We start from the raw sequence: 25,590 nt of genomic DNA on the forward strand, positions 1-25,590 counted from the left end.
GTCTATATACGGTAATCAGTTTCTGCCCAGCTCCATGGCGTTCGCGAGCCAGATTGCAGAAAGTGACGGGGGAGTCGGAGTGAGATCAAATAGTAAGAGTCTGTAGATTGTTCTGAGTGTGACTTTTTGGGATTGATTATTTATAGGGCTTGCTGTTTCTCTGGCTCATTGTCTTTTAGTTATTTTTTTTAATGAATTGAAAAGGGAATGTTTCGCCGGAAATAATTAGGCTGGAGTCGGCAAGCGTAATGCCCTGAATGCTATTAATTACAAGCTTTAAGTTTTCTGAATTTGGGAATATGGAGTTTAATAAGTCAAAATATAAATAATCCTTGATTAGGGTTGCAGCCAGCGCAGGATATTTCTCAAGCATGCTTGAGTAGTCTGGGTAGCACAATTGCGCTAGCTCCGGTATGTCCGCAAACTCTTGCTGTTTGTCATCCTCCTTGCATTGTTGAATAAAATTGTTAGCTTGTTTTAAGAAGTGCTCTGGGATCTCGCTAAGATTTATAGTTAATTCGAATTTTTTTGTTTCAAGATTAATGTTTTCCCCAAAGCCGAGACTCCTATAGCCAACAAGGCGAGGATCGGTAAGCTCTCCTGATGATTTAAATATCATGGCGTTGTTCCTGGTGGTAGCAGAGTAATTGTTCCATCTTTTTCAAGTGTGATGGAGCCAGAAGGTTTGTATTCTTGTCCGGCTTTTGGGTCAAGGCCGGAACGTGTTCCTGAACGTTGGAAAAATTCTTCCGGAGACTTTATTTCTTCAATATTTGCAGTTTTGTTTCCAGGGACAATTCTTGTTTTTTCGAGCGATAAGAATCCATCTTGACCTGCAAATTTACTTTCAAGCGCTTTCACATGCTTACCCGCTTGGTTTGCGTTGAGATGCCCGAATCCGACATCGAGATCGCTGCCGGGAAGATTATCACCTCTAACTCTGCTTCCTCCAATCACTACTGAAGTACCTTTTTTATAAGAGTCCTCGAGTAACATCTGAGCCTGCTCTTTCGGCAGCCCCGGAAGATGCTCCTGTAAAAATGCAGCTTGCTCTTCAGGGCCAGAAGTTTTTATAACCGTTTTTTCCGGGTATTTATTGAATACTGATTTATCAGTCCATTTTTTTTGTGGTTCCGGATCTGGACATTGTCCAGGAACGCAGTTTAGACCCAATGGATCCACCCACCCTGTAGGGTTAGGGACGTACTGGTAGCTATTCAAGCCACCTGCAAGCTTGATCGGATCCGGCGTCAAAAAACGCCCTGTGGCCGGATTGTAGTAGCGGTTCAGGTTGTAATGTAACCCTGTCTCCGCATCGAAATACTGGCCTTGGAACCGCAACGGGTTATCGATTTCGTTGACGTCTAGAGCTACGAGATTACCGTAGGCGCGATACTTCGCGGACCACATAATTTCGCCACTGTAGTCGGTCAGTTCCTGCGGCGTGCCCAAGTGGTCGAGTTGGTAGTAAAACGGCGTAGCTTTGCGTGGTCCTTCACCGTCGAGCATGGCCAGCGGGCGGAAGCTACCCGGTTCGTAGATGTAGCTGCGGTAACGGTTTTCCGCACTTTCAGCAACCAGGCGCTCGCCTTGCCACAGAAATTCGGTGGTCTTGCCGTCGACTGTTTTTTCGATACGGCGGCCGAAAGCGTCGTATTTGTAGGATACGGTGCTGCCGCCTGTGAGACTGACGCCGATGAGGCGGTGCAGGCTGTCGTAGCGGTATTCGGTAACGAGTTTCTGGCTGGTACCGCGACGTTCGCGAATCAGATTGCCATAGGCGTCGTAATCGTAATGACGATCACCCTGCATCAGCAGGCGGTTCCCTTTGACGTTGGCGAGGTTGGAGATTCCCTCATTGTTTTGGCTGAGGAGGTTACCTGCCGGGTCGTGGGCGAAGCTTTCAGGCGTAGCACCGCGCACGCTGATCAGTCGGTCGAGGGGGTCGTAGTGGTAGCTGCAGTTGCCTTTGCGGCTGTCCTCGATACCCGCGAGATTGCCATTGGCGTCGTAGTTATAACGACGCTGGAGGAGGTTCTTGTCTCGCTGGCCAACGCTGTGCGCTTGCAAACGACCCTGTTCGTCGTACTGGTATTGGCTGAGCAACAGACCTTGCTGGCGATATTGTTCGCGACCGGTGCTGAACTTGTGAGAGGTCAGGCGCGAGCCGTTGAGGTCGATGCTGTTGAGTTGCCCGCCGGGTTGGTGACGGTAATCGAGCTTGCTGCCGTCAGGGAGGCGGCAGTGTTTGAGCTGACCAACGCTGTCGTACTCGTAACGTAGCGTGCCCCAGCCTTGGTGTTCTTCGATCAGCCGGTCTTGCAGGTCGTATTTATAAGCGAGCGGCCAATGACCGTCGTCGACGTTAACGAGGCGACCGAGGGCGTCGTAGCTGTAGTGGATTTCCTCGCCATCGGCAAGGGTTTTCACCAGTAGTCGGCCTGCGGCATCGCGCTGATACTCAGTGACCAATTCGCTGCCATCGTCACCGAACTCGATTTTCTTTAGCAGTTGGCCGTTGAGGTCGTACTCGTAAGCCGTGCGACGACCGTCGAAGCCGGTTTCCTGCTGGATCAGGCCATTAGCGTAGTAGTCGAGGTGGTAATGCTCACCGCGCTCGTTTTCGATCTCCGTCAGCAGCAGACGTGAGTTGTCATAACGATAGCGTAGTTGGCTGCCGTCCGGGTTGATGCGACGGCTGACAAGATGAAGATTCTCAGCGTATTCGTAACGCGTGATACGGCCGAGTTCATCGCGCTCGGCGGTGACACGACCATATGCGTTGTAAGTAAATGCTCGAGTTGCTCCGCCTGGCAGAGTGATTTGTGCAAGGCGATTAGCAGCATCCCATTGATACTGGGTGATGGCTCCACTTTCTTCCTGACGGGTAATTTGACGGCCAAGTGCGTCGTAGCGGTACTTGCGTTTACCACCATCCGGAAGTCGCTCTTCCAGTAGTTGGCCGAGATTGTTCCAACTCAATTGATGACGGCTGCCATCGCAGTGGCCAATCTCCAGCAGACGACCCTGACGGTCATAGCTGTAGTGGGTAGTGTTACCGTCCGGATCAGTCTGTTGGGTGATATCACCCTGATTGTTGCGTTTATATTTCCAGACTGCTTTACCGCGACTGACTTTGCTTACGAATCCATTGCTGTACTCATAATCTGTTGGTTCATCTTCTGGAGGAATTACCGCTACAAGTTGTCCCGAATCGTTGTATAGGTATTCGGTGATCGCCCCAAGCGGATTTTGCTCCGCAATCAAGCGACCATTGTCGTTGTAAGCCTTGAGATTTTCGGCTCCGTCAGGATCTATTTGTGCAACGAGCCGAGCCTGGTCGTCATGGGTGTATATTTCTTCGCTACCGTCAGCATTGGTGACGGTAACGCTACCCTTATCATCCCAAGCGTAGTGAGTATCCATCTGCGAGAAATTTGCCCAGTGATGAATACAGCGTGCTGATTTGCCCTCTTTTTCCCACTCCCAATAAAAACTGGCACCACCGGCTAACCGGCGTTCAAGAATTACGTTCTGATCGTCGTAGGCGTAACGCTCGGCTTCTCCTGCTGCATTTTTTGCTTCGATCAGACGATATTGTGAGTCATATGCATAGCTGACAACTGTCTGGACGGTACTCCATGCGTCCTCCAGATTGTCTGCCGGGCTGAACTGTTGATAGTCGACTGCCACGATGTGTTTGCGGTTATAGCGCAATAGCAAGGCACGACCAGCACCGTTGTCTATACGTTTGATTCGACCGTGAATGTCGCGCGTGATATGAAGTCGATTATCGTACTTGTCACTGATGGCAATCAGTGTTGCGCCTTTGCGATCGTAGCGGAAGTGATAGAAATGAGTCTGCTCACCGGCCTGGGTGAGGATAAGTTCTGATGGATCGTCACCGATGAAAATTGCGGCTTCCGAGAGACTATTGGTAATCGCCGGGCGTTGGATGCTTGGAAGGGGGAACGTGATCACCCGATTCTCATGATCAGTCCAGATCACTTCATCGGCATTGATTTCTATGCGCTGTGCCAATGCGTGGCTCCAGCCAAAACCAAGTCCGCAATCGATTTCTGCTGCACTGGTCCGATAGAGGCGATTCCAGCTAAATGGCGCAAGTCCACCGAGTTCACCGTCGGTCAATGTCAGAAGCTCTTCGCCGGTGACCATAGAAACCGGGCAACCATTAGTGCACGTCTTTTTAGCGCAAGTCGCACTTTTGTCATCCGGTGTTTTAGATTGTGCAGGAGCGTCGTGGTGAGCTTTCGGTGTTTCGACGGTAGTCACACGCTTCCCATCAAAACGCAACTCTGAAATACCATTCCTCACCTTGGCCGTCACACCCCGCGCCGCAACCGCTGTGTACTTCGCGACGTATTCCATAAAGCCGTTGATGATCTTGAACAACGACTTTACGAAACCGATGACGGCATTGAGGACCAGTTCACCGTACTTCTTGAGTCGGGCAGCGAGATAGATGACACCGGTGCCTTCGGCTGCGATGGTCAGTACCACACCAATCACGATGTCGATCGCGATGCCCACGACGATCGCTGTGGTCATTTTCGCCACGTCGCCTGCCATCTTCATGGGGGGCAAACCGGCCAGCCAGATCACTGCGCTGCGCACCAACAGGAACAGTGCGGCTTCGTCACTGGCCAGCAACATGGCTTTCTTCATGACGTCTGGCGAGCTTTTGGCGACCTTGATCAGCTCATCAGCGCCAGCTCCGAGGTCCGCCGCAAACTTCTTCGGATTTTGCAGGATATCGAGCACCAGACTGATGCCATCCCACACCCCCTTGATAGCCTCCCAGCCACCTTCAAGAATGCCGTTGCCGATAGCCATCGCGGTGCCCGAAGCTGACAGATTCGACCATTGCGGTTTGAACCCTGCCCACTCTTTACGCAGGAAGCCCTCTAGGTCAGCGGTCACGCCGCTGTAGGAGCTGAAGAGGGCGTCGATCTGCGCCGGTGTCACTTCGTTGTGAACGCGGATCTGATAGAACTTGCCGGGAATACCTCCGGTCCACTCAGCTTTGCCTTGAGCGTCGAGTTTGACTTTGCTGACCGCACCACCTTCCACCGCGACGATCTCGACTTCGATGTCGCCAATCGGGATGTCGTAGACCGATTCGAATTTACTTTCGATCAGCAATGGACCTTTGAGAGGACACTGAGCCACGTTCGAGGCGAAACTACCGTCGTTCATGCTCACTGATTTACTGGTGTCTCCAACCTTGATCACGCGCTCCATGCCCAATAGGGAGGGCAGATCAGCGGCTCGACTGGCCTTGTCGGCGGCTCTTGCGTACCAGGTTTTGGTTTGTTCCTGATACAGCTTCAGACTGTCTTTGAAGGTGTTCAGTTGGTTGTCAACAAAGGCAACGCGATCCATCAGCCTTGCTCCAGAATCAGGTGGTTTAACAGTGCTTCTTTAAGGTTTTTCGGCGCATCCGGGCGGCGCACGAAACGGCTGACTTTCAGCTTCAGGTTGTTCTCAGGCCAAGCGCTGTAAATATCCGGGCGGTCTTCTTCCAGCCACTGCATCAGGTTGCTGATCAGTGTCGTCGGGTTCTCCTTGGCTAAGCCATCCAGCAACTCCTTCGGCACCTCCCACCACGGCCAATCCTTCACCTTCGGCAACACCCGTGTCCCAACCTCCAGCGTCTGCCCATTAATCAGATACCGTTCAAACACCGGCAGCACTTCCCCGGCCTTCTCCCCAAGCCCCTTCAGAATCGGGTAAATATGTCGCCCATCCCAGAACCGGAAAAACACCTCAGTCCCGTCCGGCATCTTCACCTGTGTCAGGCTGCGCAGGTGCTCGAACACGTCGTTCGGTTCGGCGCGTGAGATGGCCAGCCAGCCCCAGTCGAGGGCGTCGGTTTCGGCGATCCACGGCAGGAATGCCGCGTTCGGTTTGAGTTCGGTGACGTAGGGCATCACCGGTTGCCAGGTGGAGTAGGGCGTGCCGCCCCAGATTGGCAGGAGCTGGGCGGTGGGTTCGGTCAGGTACAGGGTTTTCAGGGCGTCGGCATCACTCGCCGCGCTGATGATCAGGTACAGGCGTTCACCGCTCTGCAGCGGCTGTTGCGCCAGCCAGTCCTTGGGTGTCAGTCGATCAGATGGCACAGGCACCTGCCTTGCATTTTTCGCATTCTTCGCAGAACGGCGCGTTGCGTTTGAGGGTGTTGATTTGGGCCGGGGTCAGGACTTGGCCGGCCTTGTCGGCGTCGGCCTGTTTCAGCACGCCGGGCATCAACGGGGCGGCGCCGGTGCCGCTGCCGGGGCTGCCGCCGGAGTTCATGTTGATCACCGGGCCGCTCATGGTCACGCCGCCGGCGTCGATCTTGATGAAGCTGCCGCCGCCGACCAGGGTCAGTTCGGCGCCGGCTTCGAGCACGACTTTCATGCCGCTGCTGAGGTGAATTTCCTGGCCAGCGTCGATGAACTGGCCGGTGCCGATCTTGATGTGCTGGTTCACGCCCACGGTCAGGTGGTCGTTGGCGCGGGCTTCGACTTTGCGGTCGGCGTAGACGGTGTGGTGTTCCTCGGCCTTGAATTCCGTGTAGCTGTTCTGCTCGACGGTGTCGTGGCGTTCGTTGCCGACGCGGATCTTCTGGTCGTGCTCGATGTTCTCGTCCCAGTCGCGCTGGGCGTGGAGGAAGATCTGCTCCTGACCTTTCTTGTCTTCGATGCGCAGTTCGTTGTAACCGCCGCCGCCCATGGAACTCAGGGTCTTGAAAGTGCTGCGGGTCTTGTTTGCCGGCAGCTCATACGGGACGGTGTTTTCCTTGTGGTACAGGCAGCCGCTGATCAGCGGTTGATCGGGGTCGCCTTCAAGGAAGGTGACCAGCACTTCCATGCCGATGCGCGGGATGGCGATGCCGCCGTACTGGGCGCCGGCCCAGGCGCTGGAGACGCGCAGCCAGCAACTGGTCTTGTCGTCGGCCTGGCCTTCGCGGTCCCAGTGGAATTGCACTTTGACCCGGCCGTACTGGTCGCAATGGATCTCTTCGCCTTTGGGGCCGGTGACCACGGCGCTCTGGCTGCCGAGGATGCGCGGTTTCGGGTGGCGTAGGGGCGGGCGGTTCGGCACGTCCCACGGGGTCGCCTGGAAGCGGTTGCGATAGCCCTGATGGAAGTCATCTTTGAGGGCGGTGGTGTCGCTGGTCACCGACTCTTCGAGCACTTGCGGCTGTTTGCCTTCGTGCAGGACTTCGGTCAGCAGCCACAGGTCGTTCCACTTGGCTTTCGGGTGCTCGGTCAGGGCGAGGAAATGGCCGCTGACCAGCAGCGGCTGATCGCTCTTGCCTTCGGCGAGCTGGAAGTCGCTGCGGTGGCGTTCGAGGGCGCGTTTGGCCAGGTGCTTGCCGCGCTCGCGGTCGATGAACCGGCCCGGGTAGTCGTAGTCTTCGAGGTCTGGCAGGGCGTCGCCGCGGTTTTCGCTTTCCAGGGTCAGGCGCGGTTTTTCGAAGTCGTAATCGCGGCGCGTGGTGCGGCTGGTGCGGGTTTCCAGGCGCAGGTCGAAACGTTTGATCACCGGATTGCTGGCGACCATGCCGGAGTCTTGCTGGTAGGCCACAGGCTGGAGTTTCGGGAACACCGTCTGGTCATCACCGAACACCAGCTTGTGCGCCGTGGCGCTGTGCTGGAAGTGGTAGTGAATACCTTCTTCCTCGCACAGGCGCTGGATGAAGTGCAGGTCCGATTCATCGTATTGCACGCAATAAATGCGCTCTGGATAGATCGAACCGGTCTTGAATTCGTAGGCGTTGCTCTGGATGCCGTGCTCTTCGAGAACCATGCCGATGATTTTCGGCACTGTGAGGTTCTGGAAGATCCGCTGGTTGACGCGATGCGCCAGGTACGACAATTGCGGGCGCAGGGTCACCGAATAGCGCGTCAGGCGCTTGCCGGAATCGCCTTGCGCGGCGCGATAGATCTGGCCGTGAATGCCGCTGCCATCGGGCGACAGCTGCAGGAAGGCCGGTTTGTGCAGCAGGGTTTCGAGGTCCAGCGACGGCTGCTCACTGACCAGCTCCACCTCGAACACAAAAGGCTGGCTGATGGCTTCCCGGCCGGTCAGGGTGAATACCTGAAAATCGGCGGAGAGCCCTTCGATGGTCAGGGCAAAGTGGGTTTCATTGGCCGGCGCGAACATCCCTTGTTCCTCGTGCTGTACAGCGGCGTTCGTCGACTACCGCCAGGCGGTTCAACGCACGCGAAATTCTGGAGGGGCGTAAACAACATCGACCAGCAGGGCTGGTCGATGCTTGTAACGATCAGCCGTAATTAAACGACTGGAGCACGCCAGTCATCGGAACCCGAAGTACCGGATACTTCGTGGGTCCAGGTGATTTTGCGGTAGGTGAACTGCACTTCTTCCAGGTGGGTGAAGTGCGAGTTGCCTGGATCCTGGCAGTTGTGCATTTTGTTGTTGATGGCGACGATGATCGCGTCTTCCAGTTTGGTGGTGTAGTAGTGCTCTTGAGTACCTTGAGCAGAAGTACGGTACCACTGGATAACGATTTCGCTCATGCGCTCGCCGGAGGTCAGAGCGGCTTGCAGCAGAGGCGAAGCCTTGTCGTAGACCTTGGTGATGATCACTGGCTTGTGAACGCGCTGACCGGTTGGCTGACCGGATTGTGGGTCACGCGGGATGATCACGTCGTGGCTGAAAGCCTGAACCATGACCTGGTCTTCGTGGCCTTCCTGGTAGGTGTTGCCAACGGAGTCGGCGGTGAAGGCGCCGGCAGTGATCAGGCCTTGTTTTTCGCCGGTAACCGACATGTACGCTGGTGTTGCCATGGGGTGCTCTCCTTGCGGATAAATTTAGGGTGCCCGGGAGGCGAAATCGCCCGGTGGGTGCCTGACTGTTATCAAGGAGCGTGCCAGGTTTGTCGAAGGTCCCGGCAGCCGGGGGTGAAGCGGCTGTAGTTTGCGGTTTTGTCGATGTTTTTTATTGAATCGAGATGGAAAGTGCGCAACTTCTTGCGCAGTACTGCGCAAGAAGTTGCGCACTCGGCTGTAAGCCTCTCCGATCAAGGGCTGTAGCGCGATAAGTCACGTTTTTTGCCGGACAAGTGCGCAAGAAGTTGCGCAGTAAGGCCAAGTGCCAGCGTCGAGCGTTTGAAACGATCCACCCAGCGCGACGGTCAATCACTCACGACTGCGCCGCAGGCGTCTGAACATTCCCCACCGCGAGTGAGAACGACATGAAAATCCTGATGGTTTTAACGTCCCACGATCAACTGGGTGATACCGGCAAGAAAACCGGCTTCTGGCTGGAAGAATTCGCCGCGCCGTATTACGTGTTCAAGGATGCCGGCGCGCAACTGACGCTGGCCTCGCCCAAGGGCGGCCAGCCACCGCTGGACCCGAAAAGTGACGAGCCCGATGCGCAGACCGCCGCGACCGAGCGCTTTCGCAAGGATTCTGCCGCCCAGTCGGCACTGTCTTCTACGGTCAAACTCGACACGGTGAAGGCCGCGGATTTCGATGCCGTGTTCTATCCCGGCGGCCACGGCCCGTTGTGGGACCTGGCTGAAGACCGCCATTCGATTGCGCTGATCGAAGCGTTTTACAACAGTGGCAAACCCGTGGCGGCGGTGTGTCATGCGCCCGGGGTGCTGCGCCATGTCAAAGGTGCGGACGGTCAGCCATTGGTCAAGGGTAAGCAGGTGACCGGGTTCAGCAACAGCGAAGAAGAGGCGGTGCAGTTGACCAACGTGGTGCCGTTTCTGGTGGAGGACGAGCTCAAGGCCAAAGGCGGGATTTTCTCCAAGGGCGCGGACTGGTCGAGCTACACCCGTGAGGACGGATTGCTGCTGACCGGGCAGAATCCGGCGTCGTCGGAAGAGACAGCGTTCGCGCTGTTGTCGCGGTTGCGCTAGAAGCAAAAGCAAAACATCGCAGCCTGCGGCAGCTCCTACAGGGGAAACACATTCCATCTGTAGGAGCTGCCGCAGGCTGCGATCTTTTGATCTTTCAGCGTGAAAGCGCTGCCAGACACTCCTCAATCGAACGCCGCTGCGTCTCGGCATACAACCCCAGCTCATCAATGGTCCCACGTCCCAGTGCCTGTTCGAACGCCTGGCGGTTCGAGTGCTCGCCATAGTGCGTCTGCGCCGCGTCCCCAAGGTTCGACTGAAAAATCCCCGCCGCACTCACTGGCAGAAAATCTTCGTACACCAACGGTTCAGCTTTCACATGACCCTCACGGAGCAAATCCTCCAGCGATGCCGACTTAAGGCTACCCGCTGCCAAGCCTTTTTCCGTGGGGAAATAGCGAAAATACGCCAGCTCCTGTTCACGCATGCCGTCGAAGCTGTCCGGAAATTCGCCAAAGTGTCGGGTCATCAGCGTGTTGTAGCGTGCGGCGTTGCCTTCGTTGGGAAAGTCGCCCAGTTCATCGCGCGCGGCGTTCAACAAGCGGTCATACAGTGCCCGGCCTTTGGGTGTCAGCGCCGCACCGCGTTGTTCGATTTCGCCGAAACGCGCGCTGTGGCTACCGCGAGTCTCGTGCTGATCGGTGAAAGCGATCGGCTCGTCCAGCGCCTTGAAACTGGTCTGGCGCAACAGGATCGGGCACTTGCGGCGTGGCGGGCCTTCGATCACCGCTTTCGGGGTGATGCCGTGCACCGGCATCTTCGCCTGGACGATATCGATGTCCAGGGTGCGCGGGGTCAGGTGATTGATGTGCGGGCCTTTGAACGCCACCACATCGGCGATCAGACGGTGCTGGGCGCTGAGGGTCTGGTACTGCGCAGCGGTGACGGTGGCGCTGTGATGCCAGCGAAAGGTTTCCAGTGCCTGCAGGACAAATTGCGCCGCTTCCTCCTCATTCAGCCCACCGGCTGACTCCGCCCGCTCGATCAGCTGCAATGCCGCAGGGGTAAAGATCGAACGCCGGTTCAACACCGATTCGGCAAAACCGCGCAACTCGGGATCTTCGATCAGCTCCAGACGCAGCAATGAGGTGAACACCCGAAACGGGCTGACCTGCAGCGCCGCTTCATGCACCGCGCGAAACGCCGTGGAGTGCACCGGCACACCCGCCGGGGTCAGGTCGTAGTAGCCCACCGGTTGCATGCCCATCACCGCGAACAGGCGCGCGAGGGTCGCAAGCTCTTTGCCGGTGCCGACGCGGATCGCGCCGTGTCGCTCCATGTCCAGGCGCTCGATTTCACCGGTGCTGTCGAGCTGCCGTGCGAGGTCTGGCTGGGCGGCCAGCACTTCACGGTTGGTCTGTTCCACCAACTCCATCAGCGCGCCGTACAACGGCACTTCTTCGCGGTACATGTCGGACATCGCTTTGGAGAAGCGTTGACGGATCAGGTCGGGGCTGACGAAAGGCTGCACGGTCATGAAAAAAATTCCTGCCACGGTCACGGTTTGGATAGAGGAAAAGATCGCAGCCTTCGCCGACGGCGGCAAACGAAGAATCCTACGAACTTCATTCTGCCAACGACTGATCCACCAGTTCGATCCAGTGCAAAACCTGCGTGCGTCCGGCGCCGGCCAGATGATTCTGGCAGCCGACGTTAGACGTGACGATCAGCTCCGGGCGCCCGCTTTCCAGTGCATTGAGGCGGTTATCGCGCAATTGCCGGGCGAGGGTCGCTTGCGTCAGCGAATAAGTGCCGGCCGAACCGCAACACAGGTGACCGTCCGGCACGGGTGTGAGATTGAACCCAAGGCGGCTCAGCAGCGCTTCGACTGCGCCGCCGAGTTTCAGCGCGTGTTGCAGGGTGCAGGGGCAATGCACGGCGATCCGCCGCTGGCGGGCGGCGCACACTTGCTCCAGCGGTTCCTGAGCGAGCAGTTGCACCAGATCCAGCGTTCGCTCACTGATCTGCCGCGCCTTGTCGGCGTAGCGCGGATCCTGCGCCAGCAGATGCCCGTAATCCTTGATGAACGCGCCGCAACCGCTGGCCGTCTGCACGATGGCTTCCGCGCCGTTTTCCAGGTGCGGCCACCAGGCGTCGATGTTCTGTCGGGCGCGCTCGAGGCCTTTGGCCTGGGCGTCGAGGTGATAGTCCAGCGCGCCACAGCAACCGGCTTCGGTCACCGGCGTGACGCTGATTCCCAACCGGTCCAGCACTCGTGCCGTCGCGTCGTTGGTGTTCGGCGACAGGCCCGGTTGCACGCAGCCTTCGAGCAGCAACACCCGCCGCGCATGGCATGGGGCGGGGCGTGAGCCGGTTACGGGCGAGCGCTGCGGCAATTTGCTTTCCAACATTCGCGGCAACAAGGGCCGGAACGTTGTACCCATGCGCAGCAAGCCCTTGAATACGCCCGGATTCGGCGCCAGTGCACGCAAGCCCTCGCGCAACAAGCGCTGGGCAGCGGGACGCGGTACGGCCTGATCGACCACCGCCCGCCCGATATCCAACAGGTTGTGATAGTCAACACCGGAGGGGCAGGTGGTTTCGCAATTGCGGCAGGACAGGCAGCGATCCAGATGCAACTGAGTCTGCTCGGTGGCCGGCGCCCCTTCGAGCACTTGTTTGATCAGATAGATGCGTCCGCGTGGCCCATCGAGCTCATCACCGAGCAACTGATAGGTCGGGCAGGTGGCGTTGCAAAAACCGCAATGCACGCAGGTGCGCAGAATCTTTTCCGCCTCGGCCGCACGCGGCAGTTGTCGGGATTGTTCGCTGAGGGTGGTCTGCATGGCTAGAACTCCGCGTACATCCGGCCGGGGTTGAACAGCCCTTGCGGGTCGAGTTGCGCCTTGAGTTGCTGGTGATAACGCATCAGCGTGCGCGGCAGCGGCTGGAACGGTGTGTCGCTGGCGCCATGGGTGAAGCAGGTGGCATGGCCACCGAGTTCCTGGGCGAGAATCTGAACGTGCTCGTGATCGGATTTCAGCCAGCGTTGCGCGCCGGCCCAGTCGATCAACTGCTGGCCGGGCAAGTCTTGCGGCTCGAGATTGTTCGGCAGCGACAGGCGCCACAGCGGCAGGCCTTCGTCGAAAAAGCTCAGGCGTTGCTCGTTCAAATCGCGCCAGAACACCGAGTCGAGCGGCTCGCCGCCGAGTCGTTGATGCGCGGCGGTCACCGAGCCTTCGCCGCCCTCCAGGCGCAGGTACAGGCTTTGCCCGTCATGGCAGGCGCCGCTGATCGGCAACGGTTGCTGACCCCATTCGGCCAGCCTGGTCAGCGCTCGGGTGCAGTCGATATCGAGGCGGATGCTCAGGCATTGACGCGGTTTCGGCAGGACTTTCAGCGAAACCTCGGTGAGCACGCCGAGACAGCCGAAACTGCCGGTCAGCAGGCGTGACAGGTCGTAGCCGGCAACGTTTTTCATCACCTCGCCACCGAACCTCAAATGTTCGCCGAGGCCAGTGATGACCCGGGTGCCGAGGACGAAATCGCGCACCGAACCTGACCATGGCCGCCGTGGCCCGGACAGTCCGCTGGCAATCATCCCGCCGACCGTGGCGCCTTCACCGAAGGCCGGCGGCTCGCACGGCAGCATCTGCCCGGCCGCGTCGAGCGCCGCGAGCAACTCGCGCAACGGCGTGCCGGCGCGCACGCTGACCACCAGCTCGGTCGGTTCATAACGGACGATGCCGCAGTGCGCGCGGGTGTCGAGCACTTCACCGGCCACCTCGCGCCCCAGAAACGCCTTGCTGTTGCCACCCTGGATTTTCAGCGGCGTGGCGTTGGCCCGGGCCTGATTGACCTGATCCAGCAGGGCGCCGCTGGCGTCGACGTCAGCCATCAAAAGCGCTCCAGTTCGGGGAATGGCAGTTGTCCGGCATGAATGTGCATCGCACCGAATTCTGCGCAGCGGTACAGGGTCGGGATGTTCTTGCCGGGGTTGAGCAGGCCTTGCGGGTCGAACGCGGCTTTGACGGCGTGGAACAGGGTCAGCTCTGCGCTGTTGAATTGCGCACACATCTGATTGATTTTCTCGCGTCCGACGCCGTGTTCGCCGGTGATGCTGCCGCCGACCTGTACGCACAGTTCAAGAATCTTCCCGCCCAACGCCTCCGCGCGCTGCAGTTCGCCGGGCTGGTTGGCGTCGAACAGGATCAGCGGGTGCATGTTGCCGTCGCCGGCATGGAACACGTTGGCCACGCGCAAGCCGTATTCGGCGCCGAGGCGGGCGATGCCTTGCAGCACGCCGGGCAACTCGCGGCGCGGGATGGTGCCGTCCATGCAGTAGTAGTCCGGCGACAAGCGGCCGATCGCTGGAAAAGCGTTTTTGCGCCCGGCCCAGAAGCGCACGCGCTCGGCTTCATCGCGGGCCTGACGCACCTCGCTGGCGCCGGCCTGAAGCATGACCTCGCGGACCCGCAGGCAATCGTCGTGGACATCGGCTTCGACACCATCGAGTTCGCACAACAGAATCGCTTCGGCAGCGACCGGGTAACCGGCGTGGATGAAGTCTTCGGCGGCGCGGATCGCCAGGTTGTCCATCATCTCCAGGCCGCCGGGAATAATCCCCGCAGCGATGATGTCGGCCACCGCGCGGCCTGCCTTTTCCACCGAATCGAAGCTGCCCAGCAGCACCTTGGCGACCTGCGGTCTGGGCAGCAGTTTGACCGTGACTTCGGTGATGATCCCGAGCAAACCTTCGGAGCCGGTGAACAGCGCCAGCAAATCGAAGCCCGGCGCATCGAGGGCCTCGCTGCCCAGCGTCAGGCGTTCGCCTTCGATGGTCAGCGCCTCGATTTTCAGCAGGTTGTGTACGGTCAGACCGTACTTGAGGCAATGCACGCCACCGGCATTTTCCGCGACGTTGCCGCCGATCGAACAGGCAATCTGCGACGACGGATCCGGCGCGTAATACAGGCCGTACGGCGCCGCCGCCTGGGATATCGCCAGGTTGCGCACCCCGGGTTGAACCCGTGCGGTGCGAGCCGCCGGGTCGATGTGCAGGATGTTGTTGAACCGCGCCATCACCAGCAACAGGCCGCTTTTCAGCGGCAGCGCGCCGCCCGACAACCCGGTGCCGGCGCCACGGGCCACCACCGGCACGTGGTGTTGATGGCAAAGTCTGAGCAGGGTTTGTACTTGATCGAGTCGCCGGGGCAGCGCCACCAGCATCGGCGTGGTGCGATAGGCCGACAGGCCATCGCATTCGTACGGCTTGAGTTCGTCTTCGCGCCACAGAAGGTCGAGGTCCGGGAGGGCGTGCTGCAGGGTCTTTAGCAGCTCGGCCTTGTTCACTTCCGGTAGCGGGCCGTCGAGGCGTTCGTCGTAGAGAATGTTCATTTCACACAACCTTCTGCCAACCTTAATTCTTTGGATGAATAAGACTTAAGGTGGTGAGGAAATTCATTGTGGGGAGGGGATAGTGTTGGGACTCATCGCTGGTTTCCCAGAAACTCCCGATACAACCGCGCAGTATTTCCCGGTTGTTCGACCATCGGCATGTGTCCGACACCGTCCCACACTTCGACCCGCAGATTGACGATGCCCTTGCTCCACACCGGCACGCTGCTGACGTCGATCAAACGGTCCTTGCGCCCCCACAACAGCAGCGCCGGGCATTTGATTTCGGCCAGTTTCGGTTCCATCGGCGGGCTGGCGCGAAAGTCGCGGAAGATCTCTTCCAACTCATCACGCTGGCGTTGGTAACGCTGGGCGATGGCGTCTAGCACCAGCCCGGGTACCCACGGTGGCGAGGCCATGGTCATCGCATAAAACTGGCGGAATTCTTCCCGGGAGTTGATCAGGAACGGGTTATGTCCACGGGCCAGATGGCGCTCCATGTCGCTGGCCTGCGGTGCGGTGACGCCGGCCGGGTCGATCAGTGCCACTGAGGCAATCCGGTCCGGGTAGGTTGCCGCCAGCCACGCTGCGATGTAGCCGCCCATCGAGTTGCCGATCACGTGGACTTTCTCCACACCGCACACGTCGAGCAGCTGGATCATGCGCTTGGCCTGCAGCGCAATGTCATAGCCGCCGCCGGCCTTGAAGCCGGTTTCACCGTGGCCGGCGATGTCCGGAATGATCACTCGGTACTGGCGGACAAAGTGCCTGGCGAAGCGCAGCCAGAGGTTTTTCTCGGCGCTGTAGCCGTGCAGCATCAGGATCGCGCTGGCGGCTTCATAGGGCCCACCTTGCCAGGTCGAGACCGTCATTTCGGCAATCGGCACTTCGATCTTGTGCAACTTGTACAGCCTGGCCTCGAGCGCCGTGCTCAGGTCATACAGCCAATGGCCGATCGCCGGATAACTCAACCAGCTCCAGGCCACGAAAACCGCGAGAGCGACAAACAGCACAAGCATCGACGTCTTCCTTTTACGTGTTCAGGACAGAATGTGGTCAGCCGGTTTCAGCGTCCGGGTCAACCGGTAGTAGCTGAAACTGAAGCCCGGAAATATCGCGATCACATGACCGCTCTTGCTCTGATACCAACTGTGACAGCCGCCGGACTTCCATACCGTGCGCTCCATCTCACGGTGGATCATTGCAGTGTAGGTACGTTCCGCGTCGGGGCGCACTTCGATGCTGCGCAGTCCTTTTGCCTGCAGGGTGTGGACGCAGTCGAGGATGTAGTTCATCTGCGCCTCGATGATGAACAGCGCCGAGGTATGCCCGATGCCAGTGTTGGGCCCGGTGACGATAAACAGGTTGGGAAAGTCCGGCAGGCTGGTGCCCAGGTAGGCGCGCGGGTACTGCGCCCAGACATCCTTGAGTTGCACGCCGTGCCTGCCGGTCACCGGGTAGGAGACCACGCCGTCGGTGGCGTCGTAGCCTGTCGACCAGATAATCAGATCGACATCGATGTGCTGGCCGTCCGTGGTGGTGATCCCGGTTTCATCGAGCGCGGCGATGCCTTGTTCGCGGCTGTGCAACGTGACATTGGGCCGGGTCAGCGCCGGGTAATAGGTGCTGGACAGCAGAATGCGCTTGCAGCCGATGGTGAAGTCCGGGGTGAGTTTTGCGCGCAATACCGGGTCCGGCACCTGTTGCTTGAGAAAACGCAGGGCTTGGCGCTGGACCAGGTGAATCGCCGGTTTCGAATATTTGAAGGCGATGACCCGCGTTTCGAATTGCCAGTAGAGCAGCCAGCGCAGCAGCTTGTAAGCTGGTTTCACCCCCAGCAGCCAACGCTGGAAAGGCCCGAAGGTGCGATCGGCGCGTGGCAGCACCCAGTGTGGCGTACGCTGGAACACGTGCAATTGCTCGACTTCGGCGGCAATCGCCGGAATCACCTGTGCGGCACTGGCGCCGCTGCCGACGATGGCCACGCGTTTACCGCGGTAGTCGTAGCTGTGATCCCAATTGTTGGTATGAAAAGTCTTGCCCTGAAAGCGATCCAGACCGGGGAAGGGCGGGATCACCGGTTGGCTCAATGGCCCGGAGGCGTTGATCACGAACTGCGCGCAGAACATCCCTTTGTCAGTGTGCACCGCCCACTGCCTGGCGGCGTCATCCCATTCAATGCGTTCGACGTTGGTTTGCAGTTCCACGCGTTCGCGCAGGCCGAAGCGTTCGATGACGTGTTCGGTGTATCGGTGCAGTTCAGGCTGGGCGGCAAACATCTGCGTCCAGCGGTACGGCGCGAAGGACAGCGAGTACAGCGGTGAGGGCACATCCACCGCTGCGCCGGGATAGGTGTTCTGGCACCAGGTGCCGCCGAAGAACGCCCTTCGTTCCAGCAGGCGAAAGTCGTCAATGCCGGCCTTGAGCAAATTGACCGCCGTACATTGGCCGCCAAATCCGCTGCCGATGATCAACACCTGGTAGGTCCGCATGGGTCTCCTTCTTATAGTCGTTTCCCCGTTTTCATCCTTTCAGGTATAGCTAAAAATTCGCTGACTGGGAGCGGGCGCTGGGCGGTGATGGCTATTTAACGGCTGGCTGATAGACTCCCAGCACATCGGTCTGACGGTGTGCGCAGGTTCCGTTGAGTGGTCGAGGCCCTTATGCGAAACAAGGGGGGAAAGGGACTTTCACTGGCCAGGAGGCTTTATACATCGCGAACCCTCGGCCTGGTGCTGGGGTTGTTGTGCGTGGGCGTGGCGATGTACCCGCTTGACCCGCCGCCGTGGGTCTGGGCACTGATGCTGTTCAATGGCCTGGTCTGGCCGCATCTGGCGTTTCAATGGGCCCGTCGCTCCAGCGTTCCCTACCATGCTGAACACCGCAATCTGTTGATCGACGCGTTTATGGGCGGCTTCTGGGTCGCCGCCATGCAGTTCAATCCGTTGCCCAGCGCCACGACCATTTCGATGATGGCGATGAATAACGTCGCCATCGGCGGATTACGTTTTCTCGCGGCGGGCCTGGCGGCGCAGGTCCTTGGAATCGGCGTCGGCCTGGTGGTGTTCGCCCCGGCGTTCATCCCGCCCACCTCACCTTTACAGCTGTATGCCTGCCTGCCGTTGTTGATGTTGTACCCGTTGGCGCTGGGCTGGATCTGCTTTCGCCAGGCCTACACGCTGGGCCTGCACAAACGTGAACTGCTGGCCCTGAGTCGCACCGACAGCCTGACCGGTCTGCTCAACCACGGCGCCTGGAAGGATCAACTGGACATCGCGTTTCAACGTTGCCGTCGACAGCAACAGGGCGCGGCGATTGCGTTGATCGATATCGACCACTTCAAGTCGATCAATGACACGTATGGGCATGTGGCGGGTGACATCGTCCTGCGCCAATTGAGCAAAATGCTCAAGCAGAACCTGCGCGCTGCGGATATTGCCGGGCGCTACGGCGGCGATGAGTTCTGCGTGATTCTGCCCGACCTGCCGCTGTTCAATGCCGCGCAGGCCATGGAAGCCTTGCGCGAGCGTTTCGCCACCCTGGGTTACGAGCAGAACCCGGCGCTCAAGGTCAGCCTGAGCATTGGCCTGGCGGCTTATGATCCGGCGCATGGCGACGCGACCCGCTGGCTCAATGATGCGGACCAGGCGCTGTACGAGGCCAAGGCAACCGGGCGCAATCGGGTGATCTGCAACAGTGATGATCTGCCGAAGCAGGAACTGCTCGATTCGGTCTGACTGCTCACCACATTCACCTGTGCGAGCCGGCTCGCTCCTGGAAGTGTTCGGTGTCGGCGGCTCAGGTGTCGCATCCGCTATAGAGCCTTGCGTTGATGTCAGGTACGGTTTGAATCCCCCGACGCGAAACAAGGATCGATTCATGACGTTCTCATTTTCCCGCTCGCTGCTGGCCGCCAGCCTCGGCCTGTCTCTCGCCTTCAGCGCTGCCGGTGCCTTTGCCGAACCGCACAAGCAAGTGCTGGCCGATGCCGAGCAGTATCAGCCTGAAGCCCTGAAACTGCTGGAACGGCTGGTCAACATCGACTCCGGTTCCGGTTATGAACCGGGCCTTAAACACGTCAGCGAGATCGCCATCGATGAGCTGAAGAAGCTCGGCGCCACCATCGAACTGGTGCCCAATACCCCGGAAAAATCCAATCATGTGCTGGCCACTTTCAAAGGCACCGGCAAGGCGAAAATCCTCTTGATGGCGCACATGGACACGGTGTTCAAGGAAGGCTCCGCCGCCGAGCGCCCGTTCCATATCAAGGACGGCCGCGCCTACGGGCCGGGGGTGATGGACGACAAGGGCGGCATCGTCGCCGGGATCTACGCGCTGAAGATCCTGAAGAACCTCGACTTCAAGGATTACGCGCAAATCACCTTCCTGCTCGATGCCAGCGAAGAAACCGGCTCGGACGTCGCCACCGACCTGATCAAGAAAACCGCCAAGGCCCACGACGTGACGCTCAACCTCGAACCGGGGCGTCCGGCCGATGGTCTGGTGGTGTGGCGCAAAGGCAGCGCAACGGCTCTGGTCGAGGTCAAGGGCAAGGCTGCGCACGCTGGCGTTGCGCCGGAGCTGGGACGCAACGCCGCGATGGAAGCGGCGCACCAGATTCTGCAACTGGGCAAACTCGGCGACGAAGCGAAGAAAACCACGATCAACTTCACCGTGCTCCAGGCCGGCGACCGCACCAACGTGATTCCCGATCACGCCACCGCCAAGGCTGACGTGCGCGCGGCCGTGCCGGAAGAATTTGACCGGATCGAGAAAGACCTGGCGCGGGTCTCGCAGGACAAGCTGATCGCGGAAACCGAAGTCACCACCAGCCTCAAACGCGGCTTGCCGCCGATGCCGCAAACGGCGGAGTCGGATCGCTTGATGGCGATGGCCCAAGGGATTTACGGCGAGATCGGCCGCAAGCTGACCGAAGAGGGCAGTGGTGGTGCGGCGGATGCCAGCCTGTCAGCCGGCGTGGGCACGCCGACGCTGGACGGTTTCGGGATTGTCGGCGGCAATATTCATACGCCGGAGGAGTACGCCGAAGTGGCGAGCGTGACGCCGCGGATTTATCTGTTGTCGCGGATGATCATGGAGTTGGCGGGCAAATAGTTGCCACGCGTGAAGGCGGCAGCCGTTAAGGCCTGCCACCTTCATACGTTGAATCCTGAAGCAATCAGGCTTGTTGCGGGGTGTTCCAGAATTGTTTGATTTCGTGAATGTTGCCCACGTTGTAACGTGGAATGATGCCTGTGCACGGCGATGCCGCAGCGGTTGCAACCGGCGTATTGATGACGTTGGCGCCGGCGTGCAGCAGTGGAGTCTGGTTCCAGTTATCGAGTTGCTTGTTCATGCAGATTTCCTTTCTGTTTAAGTGAGCAGTGAAGTCTGCTCACGTTGTAGCCGTGACAGCAGGCTGTCATAGAGTGCTGTCTCCTGGCGGGCGATGCCGGGATAAGTCGGCACCAGATTGTCGTCGAAGCACCAGGCTTCTTCGGTTTTGGCTGCCTGCGGAGGATGAATAAGCAAACTCAGCGAGGCAGACATTGTTTCAGGTGGTAGCTGTTTGTGTACTTCCTTTAGTGGAAGCATGTGCAGCACCTCACCCGGAATAAGTTTAAGGACTCGTTCTTCGCCGAACTCGGGCCTTCTGCCGGCCTGCAGCGGCGCTTGATCCAGAATTTCCCGTGAAACGGTGGTATAACCGTCACCGCTGTAACCCACGCAATAGAGTTCGAAGTCGTGACTGTGGTTGAGGTCATAGATAAAGGTTTCCCTTTCATCCCGTGACGTAACCGGCGACCAGAAACCCAGACGAACTGTAAACAGATCGTTGGAGTGCAGGACAAATGCATAGGCCCCGTAAAGCCTGTTTTTGGTACTGAAGCCGTCCTGTTGAATCGTGGTGTAGAGGTACTCGCTCAACAACGTGCGGTTAGTCGCCAGTTGACGCAGATCTTCCACGATCCTTGAACTGTCCAGTTGCAGATCGTAAGTCGCCATGCGCTCGATAAATGACTGTAATTTCATGCCGCTTCACACTGGTCAAGCAAGTAGTTCAGGCGACTGTCTTGCAGGTTTCTCAACAACGGGGCGCAACTTAGTGCGGCCTGACGATCCGTTCTGTTGATCATCTGAAAGGCCCGCCAAGCGACAGCGGGGTGATAGTGATAAATCAATTCCTGCGCCACTTTGCAGGCTCCGGGATCCTGTGCTGCTTCGAGCAGTTCAAGACTCACCAGAAAGCGCGCGGCGCTGTCGTCATGAGGAAACCAGCCGATTTTGCGCAACGAGTGGGGGTCGAACACACTGATGTCGGCAGTTCTGTCGGGCAGATTGATGCTGCCAATAAACGCCGGGTGCCCGTTTCCATTCGGATTGCTGTCATACAGCATTTTGCTGCCGTCGATGAACAACGGATTTTCGGCATCCACGATCACCTGCTCTGCGCGAGTCAGATATTCACCGTCGAGCCGATAAAGCTGGATGGAATACGATTGCCCGTTGATGGCGAACAAAACGCTGTTTCCGGGTACGGAATATAGTTGCTCAGGCGCGGATGCGTTATCAGGTGCCTTGAGGCTGATGTTTCCATCTTTGTTGCAATATAACGTCAACGTTCCGGTGTGTATGTTGGTCGCTTTCATGATCGCGGCGTGACGGGACAAATTCTCGGTATCTGCTTCAGGTTCGGATAACTGGTCGGCCAGGCTCTTTACTTCGTTCCCCATGTTTGTTGTTTTGATGCAGGTAATAAGCTGGTCAGGCTTCAAGTCTGGGTTGAGCAGGTTTTTTATCATGGGAAGTCGCTTTGTCATTTTCTGTCAAATGTATTTTTTAGACTATTTGATCAGGCGTAATTATCAGGTTTGTTATTTCGTTTTGTTAAACAGATCTCCGCGCTTGAGGGGTTGAATGTTTTTGCTGTTTAACGGTTTGCGATTATAGAGAGGCGATATTTAATATCAACGCTGTAGTTGTTGTTAAATATTGGTGTTTGTTTGTAGGTGTGTATCGCTGGTAGAAGCGGGCTATTATCAATTCGCCTTTTCTCGCAACTTGGCCGGTGACATTGCGTCTACCGGCCATCTTTAGAGTTGCCCGAAACCTTCGTATCAGTGAGCAATCACTCCTTGACGCTCATGTATTCCTTCGCCCACAGAATGTAATCCTCTGGCTGGGTGTAGGTGTGCGTCAGTTCGGTGGCACTCAGGTCCGAAGCCTGGGTGAAGATCTGGCGTTGTTCGCGCAGGCTGTCGTAGGTGGCCTTGATCGCCGCGAAGTACGCGCCGTGACCGTCGATGGTTACGCGCACACCGAGTTCGGCCAGACGCTTGTCATCACGCAACGCCGGGTTGCCGTAGGTGACCAGCATCAGCGGTACCGTCAGGTGTTCGGCAATTTGCTCAAGCTGATCGAAGTCCTGCACGCCGACCATGCAGATGCCGTCGGCACCGGCGGCCTGGTATTGCTTGGTGCGGCTGATGATTTCCTGGTTCGGCAGAATGCCGGCGTTGGTGCGGGCGATGATCGCCATTTCCGAATCGACCCGGGCTTCCAGCGCTGCACGGATCTTGCCGACGCCTTCGGCAACCGAGATCAAGTCGGTGGATTTACGGCCGAATTGTGCCGGCAGCAGCGTGTCTTCGATGGTCAGGGCGGCGACGCCGGCGCGTTCCAGTTCGACGATGGTGCGCATCACGTTGAGAGCGTTGCCGTAGCCGTGGTCGGCGTCGGCGATCACGGGCAGCTGAGCGACGCGGCCAATGCGGGTGGCTTGCTCAGCGAACTCGCTGAGGGTGATCAAGGCGAAGTCGGGAGCGCCCAGCACCTGCAACGAGGCGACGGAGCCGCCAAGGATCCCCACTTCAAAACCCAGGTCTGCGGCGATGCGCGCGGACATCGGGTCGAACACCGAGGCCGTGTGGTAGCAGGTGTCGGAAGCCAGCAATTGACGGAAGTTACGGCGCAAATCTTGATGGGAAAGCCTGGTCATACGAGTTCCACCAATACAAAGGAATGGAACGGCTTGAGCAAAGGTGTCAACGCCGAAGAATGAAAAGGCTATCACGCGAATGGGTCAAGGTTCATGACGAATTTGCAAGTGAGGCGTTGATCACGGATGCAAAGGCTGAAAGGTTTCATCTGCAATCAGCGGATTTCCAGTGTCAGGGCCGGCGTTCAGGCCGCGACTGCATGTTGCTGTTGCCTGGGCAGCAGCACGGCGCGAACCGAATTGCCCGGCTGCAGTTGCAGGCGCTTGGCGGTCAGGCGATCGACCACCAGGGTATTGCCGACCAGACGACCGGGGGCCACGGTGATGCGGCAGTTCTCCAGGCGACGGTTGTGGATCAGCCACAAGGGGGCCTGATCGTCCGGCGTGCCGAGGCTCAGGGTCAGCGCCTGGCTGTCGCGCACGGTACGAATGCTGCCGATCGGCGCTTCGATCACCGGGCCGCCGTCGAAGATGTCGATGTAGCCCTTATGCACAAAGCCTTCCTCGCGCAGGATCTTCAGCGCCGGCTCGGTATTGGGATGTGGCTGGCCGATGGCCGCTTGTGCCTGTTCGGTCAGCATGCAGGTGTACAACGGCTGGCGTGGCATCAGTTCGGCGATGAACGACTTGTTGCCCAGACCCGACAAGTGGTCGGCGTGGCTGAAGTCCATCTGGAAAAAGTGCCGGCCCAGACTGTCCCAGAACGGTGAGCAACCGCGTTCATCGGCACTGCCACGCAGTTCGGCGATCATCTTCTCGCCAAATAATTGCGGAAATTCAGCCACGAACAGCAGGCGCCCCAACGACAGCAGCCGGCCGTTGCTGCCATGACGATGGTCGTGGCTGAGAAACAGCGAGCACAGTTCCGACTGGCCGGTCAGCTCATTATTGAGAAACAGCGTGGGTATCTGCCGGGAAATGCCCAGATCCGCTGATGAACTCACGGTCAACCCGACGCGGTAGTTGTACCACGGCTCGCGCAGGCCAACCGCGCCGGTCAGGGCGCTGACACCCACCACGCGCAGGTCGTCGTCTTCGAGCACGAACAGGTAGTCGGCGTCGGCGCGTTCCACCTGTTCGGCGAACGCACGTTGCGCCCAGCGCACCCGGTGAGCGAGGCGGTCTTCATTGGCCGGCAGGGTGGTGAACCCGGGGCCGGCCTGCTGCACCAGAGTCATCAGCGCTGGCAGGTCGCTGACTTTGACCGGACGGACGATCATGCGGTAACTCCTTGTACGCGCCTGTTCGGGCACTGTCGTTGGGTGTGCAACCGGGCGCCGTTCACAGGGCTGTCAGCCTGATCGTGCTGCCATCGGTGACCTTCAGCGCCGTGCACAGGGCTGGCGTAAGGGACAGCGGTTGATCGGGCTGGTAATCCAGTTCGGTGACGATGGCCCGGAAACCGTGCAAGGCGTCGTTGCTCACCAGATAGCGTCCCCGTGCATCGATTTGTGCTTGCTGACGCACGGTGGCGGTCTGGCTGCGGGCGATCGAACGGATGTTCGCGGTGCGCGCATACAGGGTCGGGCCGGCGTCGAACAGGTCGATGTAGCTGTTGGTTTCAAAGCCTTCGCGTTCAAGGATGTCGAACGCTTCCTGGCCGTCCGGGTGAATCCGGCCGATGCATGCCTGTGCTTCCGGGGGCAGCATCGGTACGTAGATCGGGTATTGCGGCATCAGTTCGGCGAGAAACGTGCGGCTTTGCAGACCGCACAGGCGCTCGGCCTCGACGTAGGGCAGGTCGAAGAAATGCTTGCCCAGTGCATCCCAGAACGGCGAATGACCGTTCTCGTCGCTGTAGCCGACGATTTCGGTGATCACCGCATCGGCGAAACGGGATGCGTGAGCGGCGATGAACAGCAGCCGCGCCCGCGACAGCAGTTCGGAAAAAGCGCTGCGCACCAGCGCATTGTCGATGTGAAAACCGCGCAGCAGGGTGTGGTCGTTGAGGTCGTGACACAGCGACAGCGCCGGCACCCCGTGCTCGATGTTCAATTCCCGCGAGGCACTGGTGAAGTGGCGGTTGCGCAGGCTGTAGAACGGTTCGTTGAAACCGGCCGTGGCGAGGATCTCCGAGCAGCCGACCAGCCGCCGAGTGTCGAGGTCTTCCAGCACGAAGAAGTAATTCTCCGGGCCTTGCGCCTGAATGTCTTTGTCGAACGAGGCGCAGGAACCGGCGATTTTTTCACGCAGGCGTTCGCTGTCGTCCGGCAGCGACGTGACGCCGACCAGACTGTCGCGGGCCAGTTGCTGCAATTGCGGCAGGTCGGTTGGCTCGACTGGGCGTAAGACCAGCATGGATGTACTCCTGTATCAAAGGGTCCGGTGATCCGCACCGAACCTGACTATCACT

At 58.7% G+C, this 25,590-nt stretch carries 20 protein-coding genes; 3 read left to right on the plus strand and 17 right to left on the minus strand.

Annotated features, from left to right (window positions below; translation table 11 throughout):
- Window positions 1-175: 175 nt before the first annotated feature.
- From AB1J88_RS03575 to AB1J88_RS03595, 5 genes are all read right to left on the minus strand, one after another.
- Window positions 176-619: a hypothetical protein gene (locus AB1J88_RS03575; RefSeq protein WP_430290230.1), complete on the minus strand. Its 444-nt coding sequence runs from the start codon at window positions 617-619 to the stop codon at window positions 176-178.
- A complete protein-coding gene (locus tag AB1J88_RS03580) occupies window positions 616-5,403 on the minus strand; it encodes an RHS repeat-associated core domain-containing protein (RefSeq protein ID WP_430290231.1) in 4,788 nt (1,595 codons plus the stop codon). The genes AB1J88_RS03575 and AB1J88_RS03580 overlap by 4 nt, the downstream gene beginning before the upstream one ends.
- A complete protein-coding gene (locus AB1J88_RS03585) occupies window positions 5,403-6,140 on the minus strand; it encodes a DUF4123 domain-containing protein (RefSeq protein ID WP_430290232.1) in 738 nt (245 codons plus the stop codon). Before AB1J88_RS03585 ends, AB1J88_RS03580 begins: the two co-directional genes overlap by 1 nt.
- Window positions 6,130-8,172 carry a type VI secretion system tip protein TssI/VgrG gene (gene tssI, locus AB1J88_RS03590; protein ID WP_430290233.1) on the minus strand — a complete coding sequence of 681 codons (2,043 nt, stop codon included), beginning with the start codon at window positions 8,170-8,172 and terminating at the stop codon, window positions 6,130-6,132. The genes AB1J88_RS03585 and tssI overlap by 11 nt, the downstream gene beginning before the upstream one ends.
- Window positions 8,173-8,303: 131 nt before the next feature.
- Window positions 8,304-8,819: an Hcp family type VI secretion system effector gene (locus tag AB1J88_RS03595; protein ID WP_003226246.1), complete on the minus strand. Its 516-nt coding sequence runs from the start codon at window positions 8,817-8,819 to the stop codon at window positions 8,304-8,306.
- A gap of 407 nt (window positions 8,820-9,226) precedes the next feature.
- Here AB1J88_RS03595 and AB1J88_RS03600 point away from each other — a divergent pair, with 407 nt between their 5' ends.
- Window positions 9,227-9,904 (plus strand): type 1 glutamine amidotransferase domain-containing protein, encoded by a 678-nt coding sequence (locus AB1J88_RS03600; RefSeq protein ID WP_108183118.1) that lies wholly within the window; start codon window positions 9,227-9,229, stop codon window positions 9,902-9,904.
- Between the two features lie 94 nt (window positions 9,905-9,998).
- Here AB1J88_RS03600 and hglS read toward each other — a convergent pair whose 3' ends face one another.
- The 6 genes from hglS to AB1J88_RS03630 all read right to left on the minus strand — a co-directional run bounded on the left by hglS (window position 9,999) and on the right by AB1J88_RS03630 (window position 17,730).
- Window positions 9,999-11,378 (minus strand): 2-oxoadipate dioxygenase/decarboxylase HglS, encoded by a 1,380-nt coding sequence (gene hglS / locus AB1J88_RS03605; RefSeq protein ID WP_430290234.1) that lies wholly within the window; start codon window positions 11,376-11,378, stop codon window positions 9,999-10,001.
- 88 nt (window positions 11,379-11,466) lie between these two features.
- Entirely contained in the window at window positions 11,467-12,687 is a 1,221-nt protein-coding gene (glcF, locus tag AB1J88_RS03610; RefSeq protein WP_430290235.1) for a glycolate oxidase subunit GlcF, read from the minus strand.
- Window positions 12,688-12,689: 2 nt separating this feature from the next.
- Window positions 12,690-13,739 (minus strand): glycolate oxidase subunit GlcE, encoded by a 1,050-nt coding sequence (gene glcE, locus AB1J88_RS03615; RefSeq protein WP_430290236.1) that lies wholly within the window; start codon window positions 13,737-13,739, stop codon window positions 12,690-12,692.
- The gene (glcD, locus tag AB1J88_RS03620) at window positions 13,739-15,238 is read right to left on the minus strand and encodes a glycolate oxidase subunit GlcD (RefSeq protein ID WP_430290237.1); all 1,500 of its coding nucleotides are present in this window, start codon (window positions 15,236-15,238) and stop codon (window positions 13,739-13,741) included. Before glcD ends, glcE begins: the two co-directional genes overlap by 1 nt.
- 92 nt (window positions 15,239-15,330) lie before the next feature.
- Window positions 15,331-16,257, minus strand: coding sequence for an alpha/beta fold hydrolase (locus tag AB1J88_RS03625; protein WP_430290238.1), 927 nt, complete (start codon window positions 16,255-16,257; stop codon window positions 15,331-15,333).
- A gap of 21 nt (window positions 16,258-16,278) precedes the next feature.
- Window positions 16,279-17,730: a flavin-containing monooxygenase gene (locus AB1J88_RS03630; RefSeq protein ID WP_430290239.1), complete on the minus strand. Its 1,452-nt coding sequence runs from the start codon at window positions 17,728-17,730 to the stop codon at window positions 16,279-16,281.
- A gap of 171 nt (window positions 17,731-17,901) precedes the next feature.
- Here AB1J88_RS03630 and AB1J88_RS03635 point away from each other — a divergent pair, with 171 nt between their 5' ends.
- Together AB1J88_RS03635 and AB1J88_RS03640 are read left to right on the plus strand one after the other, a co-directional pair.
- Entirely contained in the window at window positions 17,902-18,975 is a 1,074-nt protein-coding gene (locus AB1J88_RS03635) for a diguanylate cyclase (protein WP_430290240.1), read from the plus strand.
- A gap of 142 nt (window positions 18,976-19,117) precedes the next feature.
- Complete coding sequence (locus tag AB1J88_RS03640) at window positions 19,118-20,353, plus strand: M20/M25/M40 family metallo-hydrolase (RefSeq protein ID WP_430290241.1); 1,236 nt, start codon at window positions 19,118-19,120, stop codon at window positions 20,351-20,353.
- Window positions 20,354-20,417: 64 nt separating this feature from the next.
- Here the strand turns inward: AB1J88_RS03640 and AB1J88_RS03645 are convergent, their stop codons facing one another.
- The 6 genes from AB1J88_RS03645 to AB1J88_RS03670 form a co-directional block, all read right to left on the minus strand.
- Window positions 20,418-20,594 (minus strand): hypothetical protein, encoded by a 177-nt coding sequence (locus AB1J88_RS03645; RefSeq protein WP_186448468.1) that lies wholly within the window; start codon window positions 20,592-20,594, stop codon window positions 20,418-20,420.
- A 17-nt stretch (window positions 20,595-20,611) separates the two neighbouring features.
- On the minus strand, window positions 20,612-21,271 hold the full coding sequence (locus AB1J88_RS03650) for a transposase (protein WP_145595239.1): 660 nt from the start codon (window positions 21,269-21,271) through the stop codon (window positions 20,612-20,614).
- Complete coding sequence (locus AB1J88_RS03655) at window positions 21,268-22,041, minus strand: hypothetical protein (RefSeq protein ID WP_430290242.1); 774 nt, start codon at window positions 22,039-22,041, stop codon at window positions 21,268-21,270. The genes AB1J88_RS03650 and AB1J88_RS03655 overlap by 4 nt, the downstream gene beginning before the upstream one ends.
- A gap of 326 nt (window positions 22,042-22,367) precedes the next feature.
- Window positions 22,368-23,237, minus strand: coding sequence for an isocitrate lyase/PEP mutase family protein (locus AB1J88_RS03660; RefSeq protein ID WP_007968750.1), 870 nt, complete (start codon window positions 23,235-23,237; stop codon window positions 22,368-22,370).
- A gap of 185 nt (window positions 23,238-23,422) precedes the next feature.
- Window positions 23,423-24,457, minus strand: a complete 1,035-nt coding sequence (astA, locus tag AB1J88_RS03665) for an arginine N-succinyltransferase (protein ID WP_041074151.1) — start codon at window positions 24,455-24,457, stop codon at window positions 23,423-23,425.
- Between the two features lie 61 nt (window positions 24,458-24,518).
- Complete coding sequence (locus tag AB1J88_RS03670) at window positions 24,519-25,535, minus strand: arginine N-succinyltransferase (protein WP_430290243.1); 1,017 nt, start codon at window positions 25,533-25,535, stop codon at window positions 24,519-24,521.
- Between the last annotated feature and the right edge of the window lie 55 nt (window positions 25,536-25,590).

The sequence above is a fragment of the Pseudomonas sp. S8 genome (genome assembly GCF_050473925.1).
GTDB classification, from domain to species: Bacteria; Pseudomonadota; Gammaproteobacteria; order Pseudomonadales; family Pseudomonadaceae; genus Aquipseudomonas; species Aquipseudomonas parakoreensis.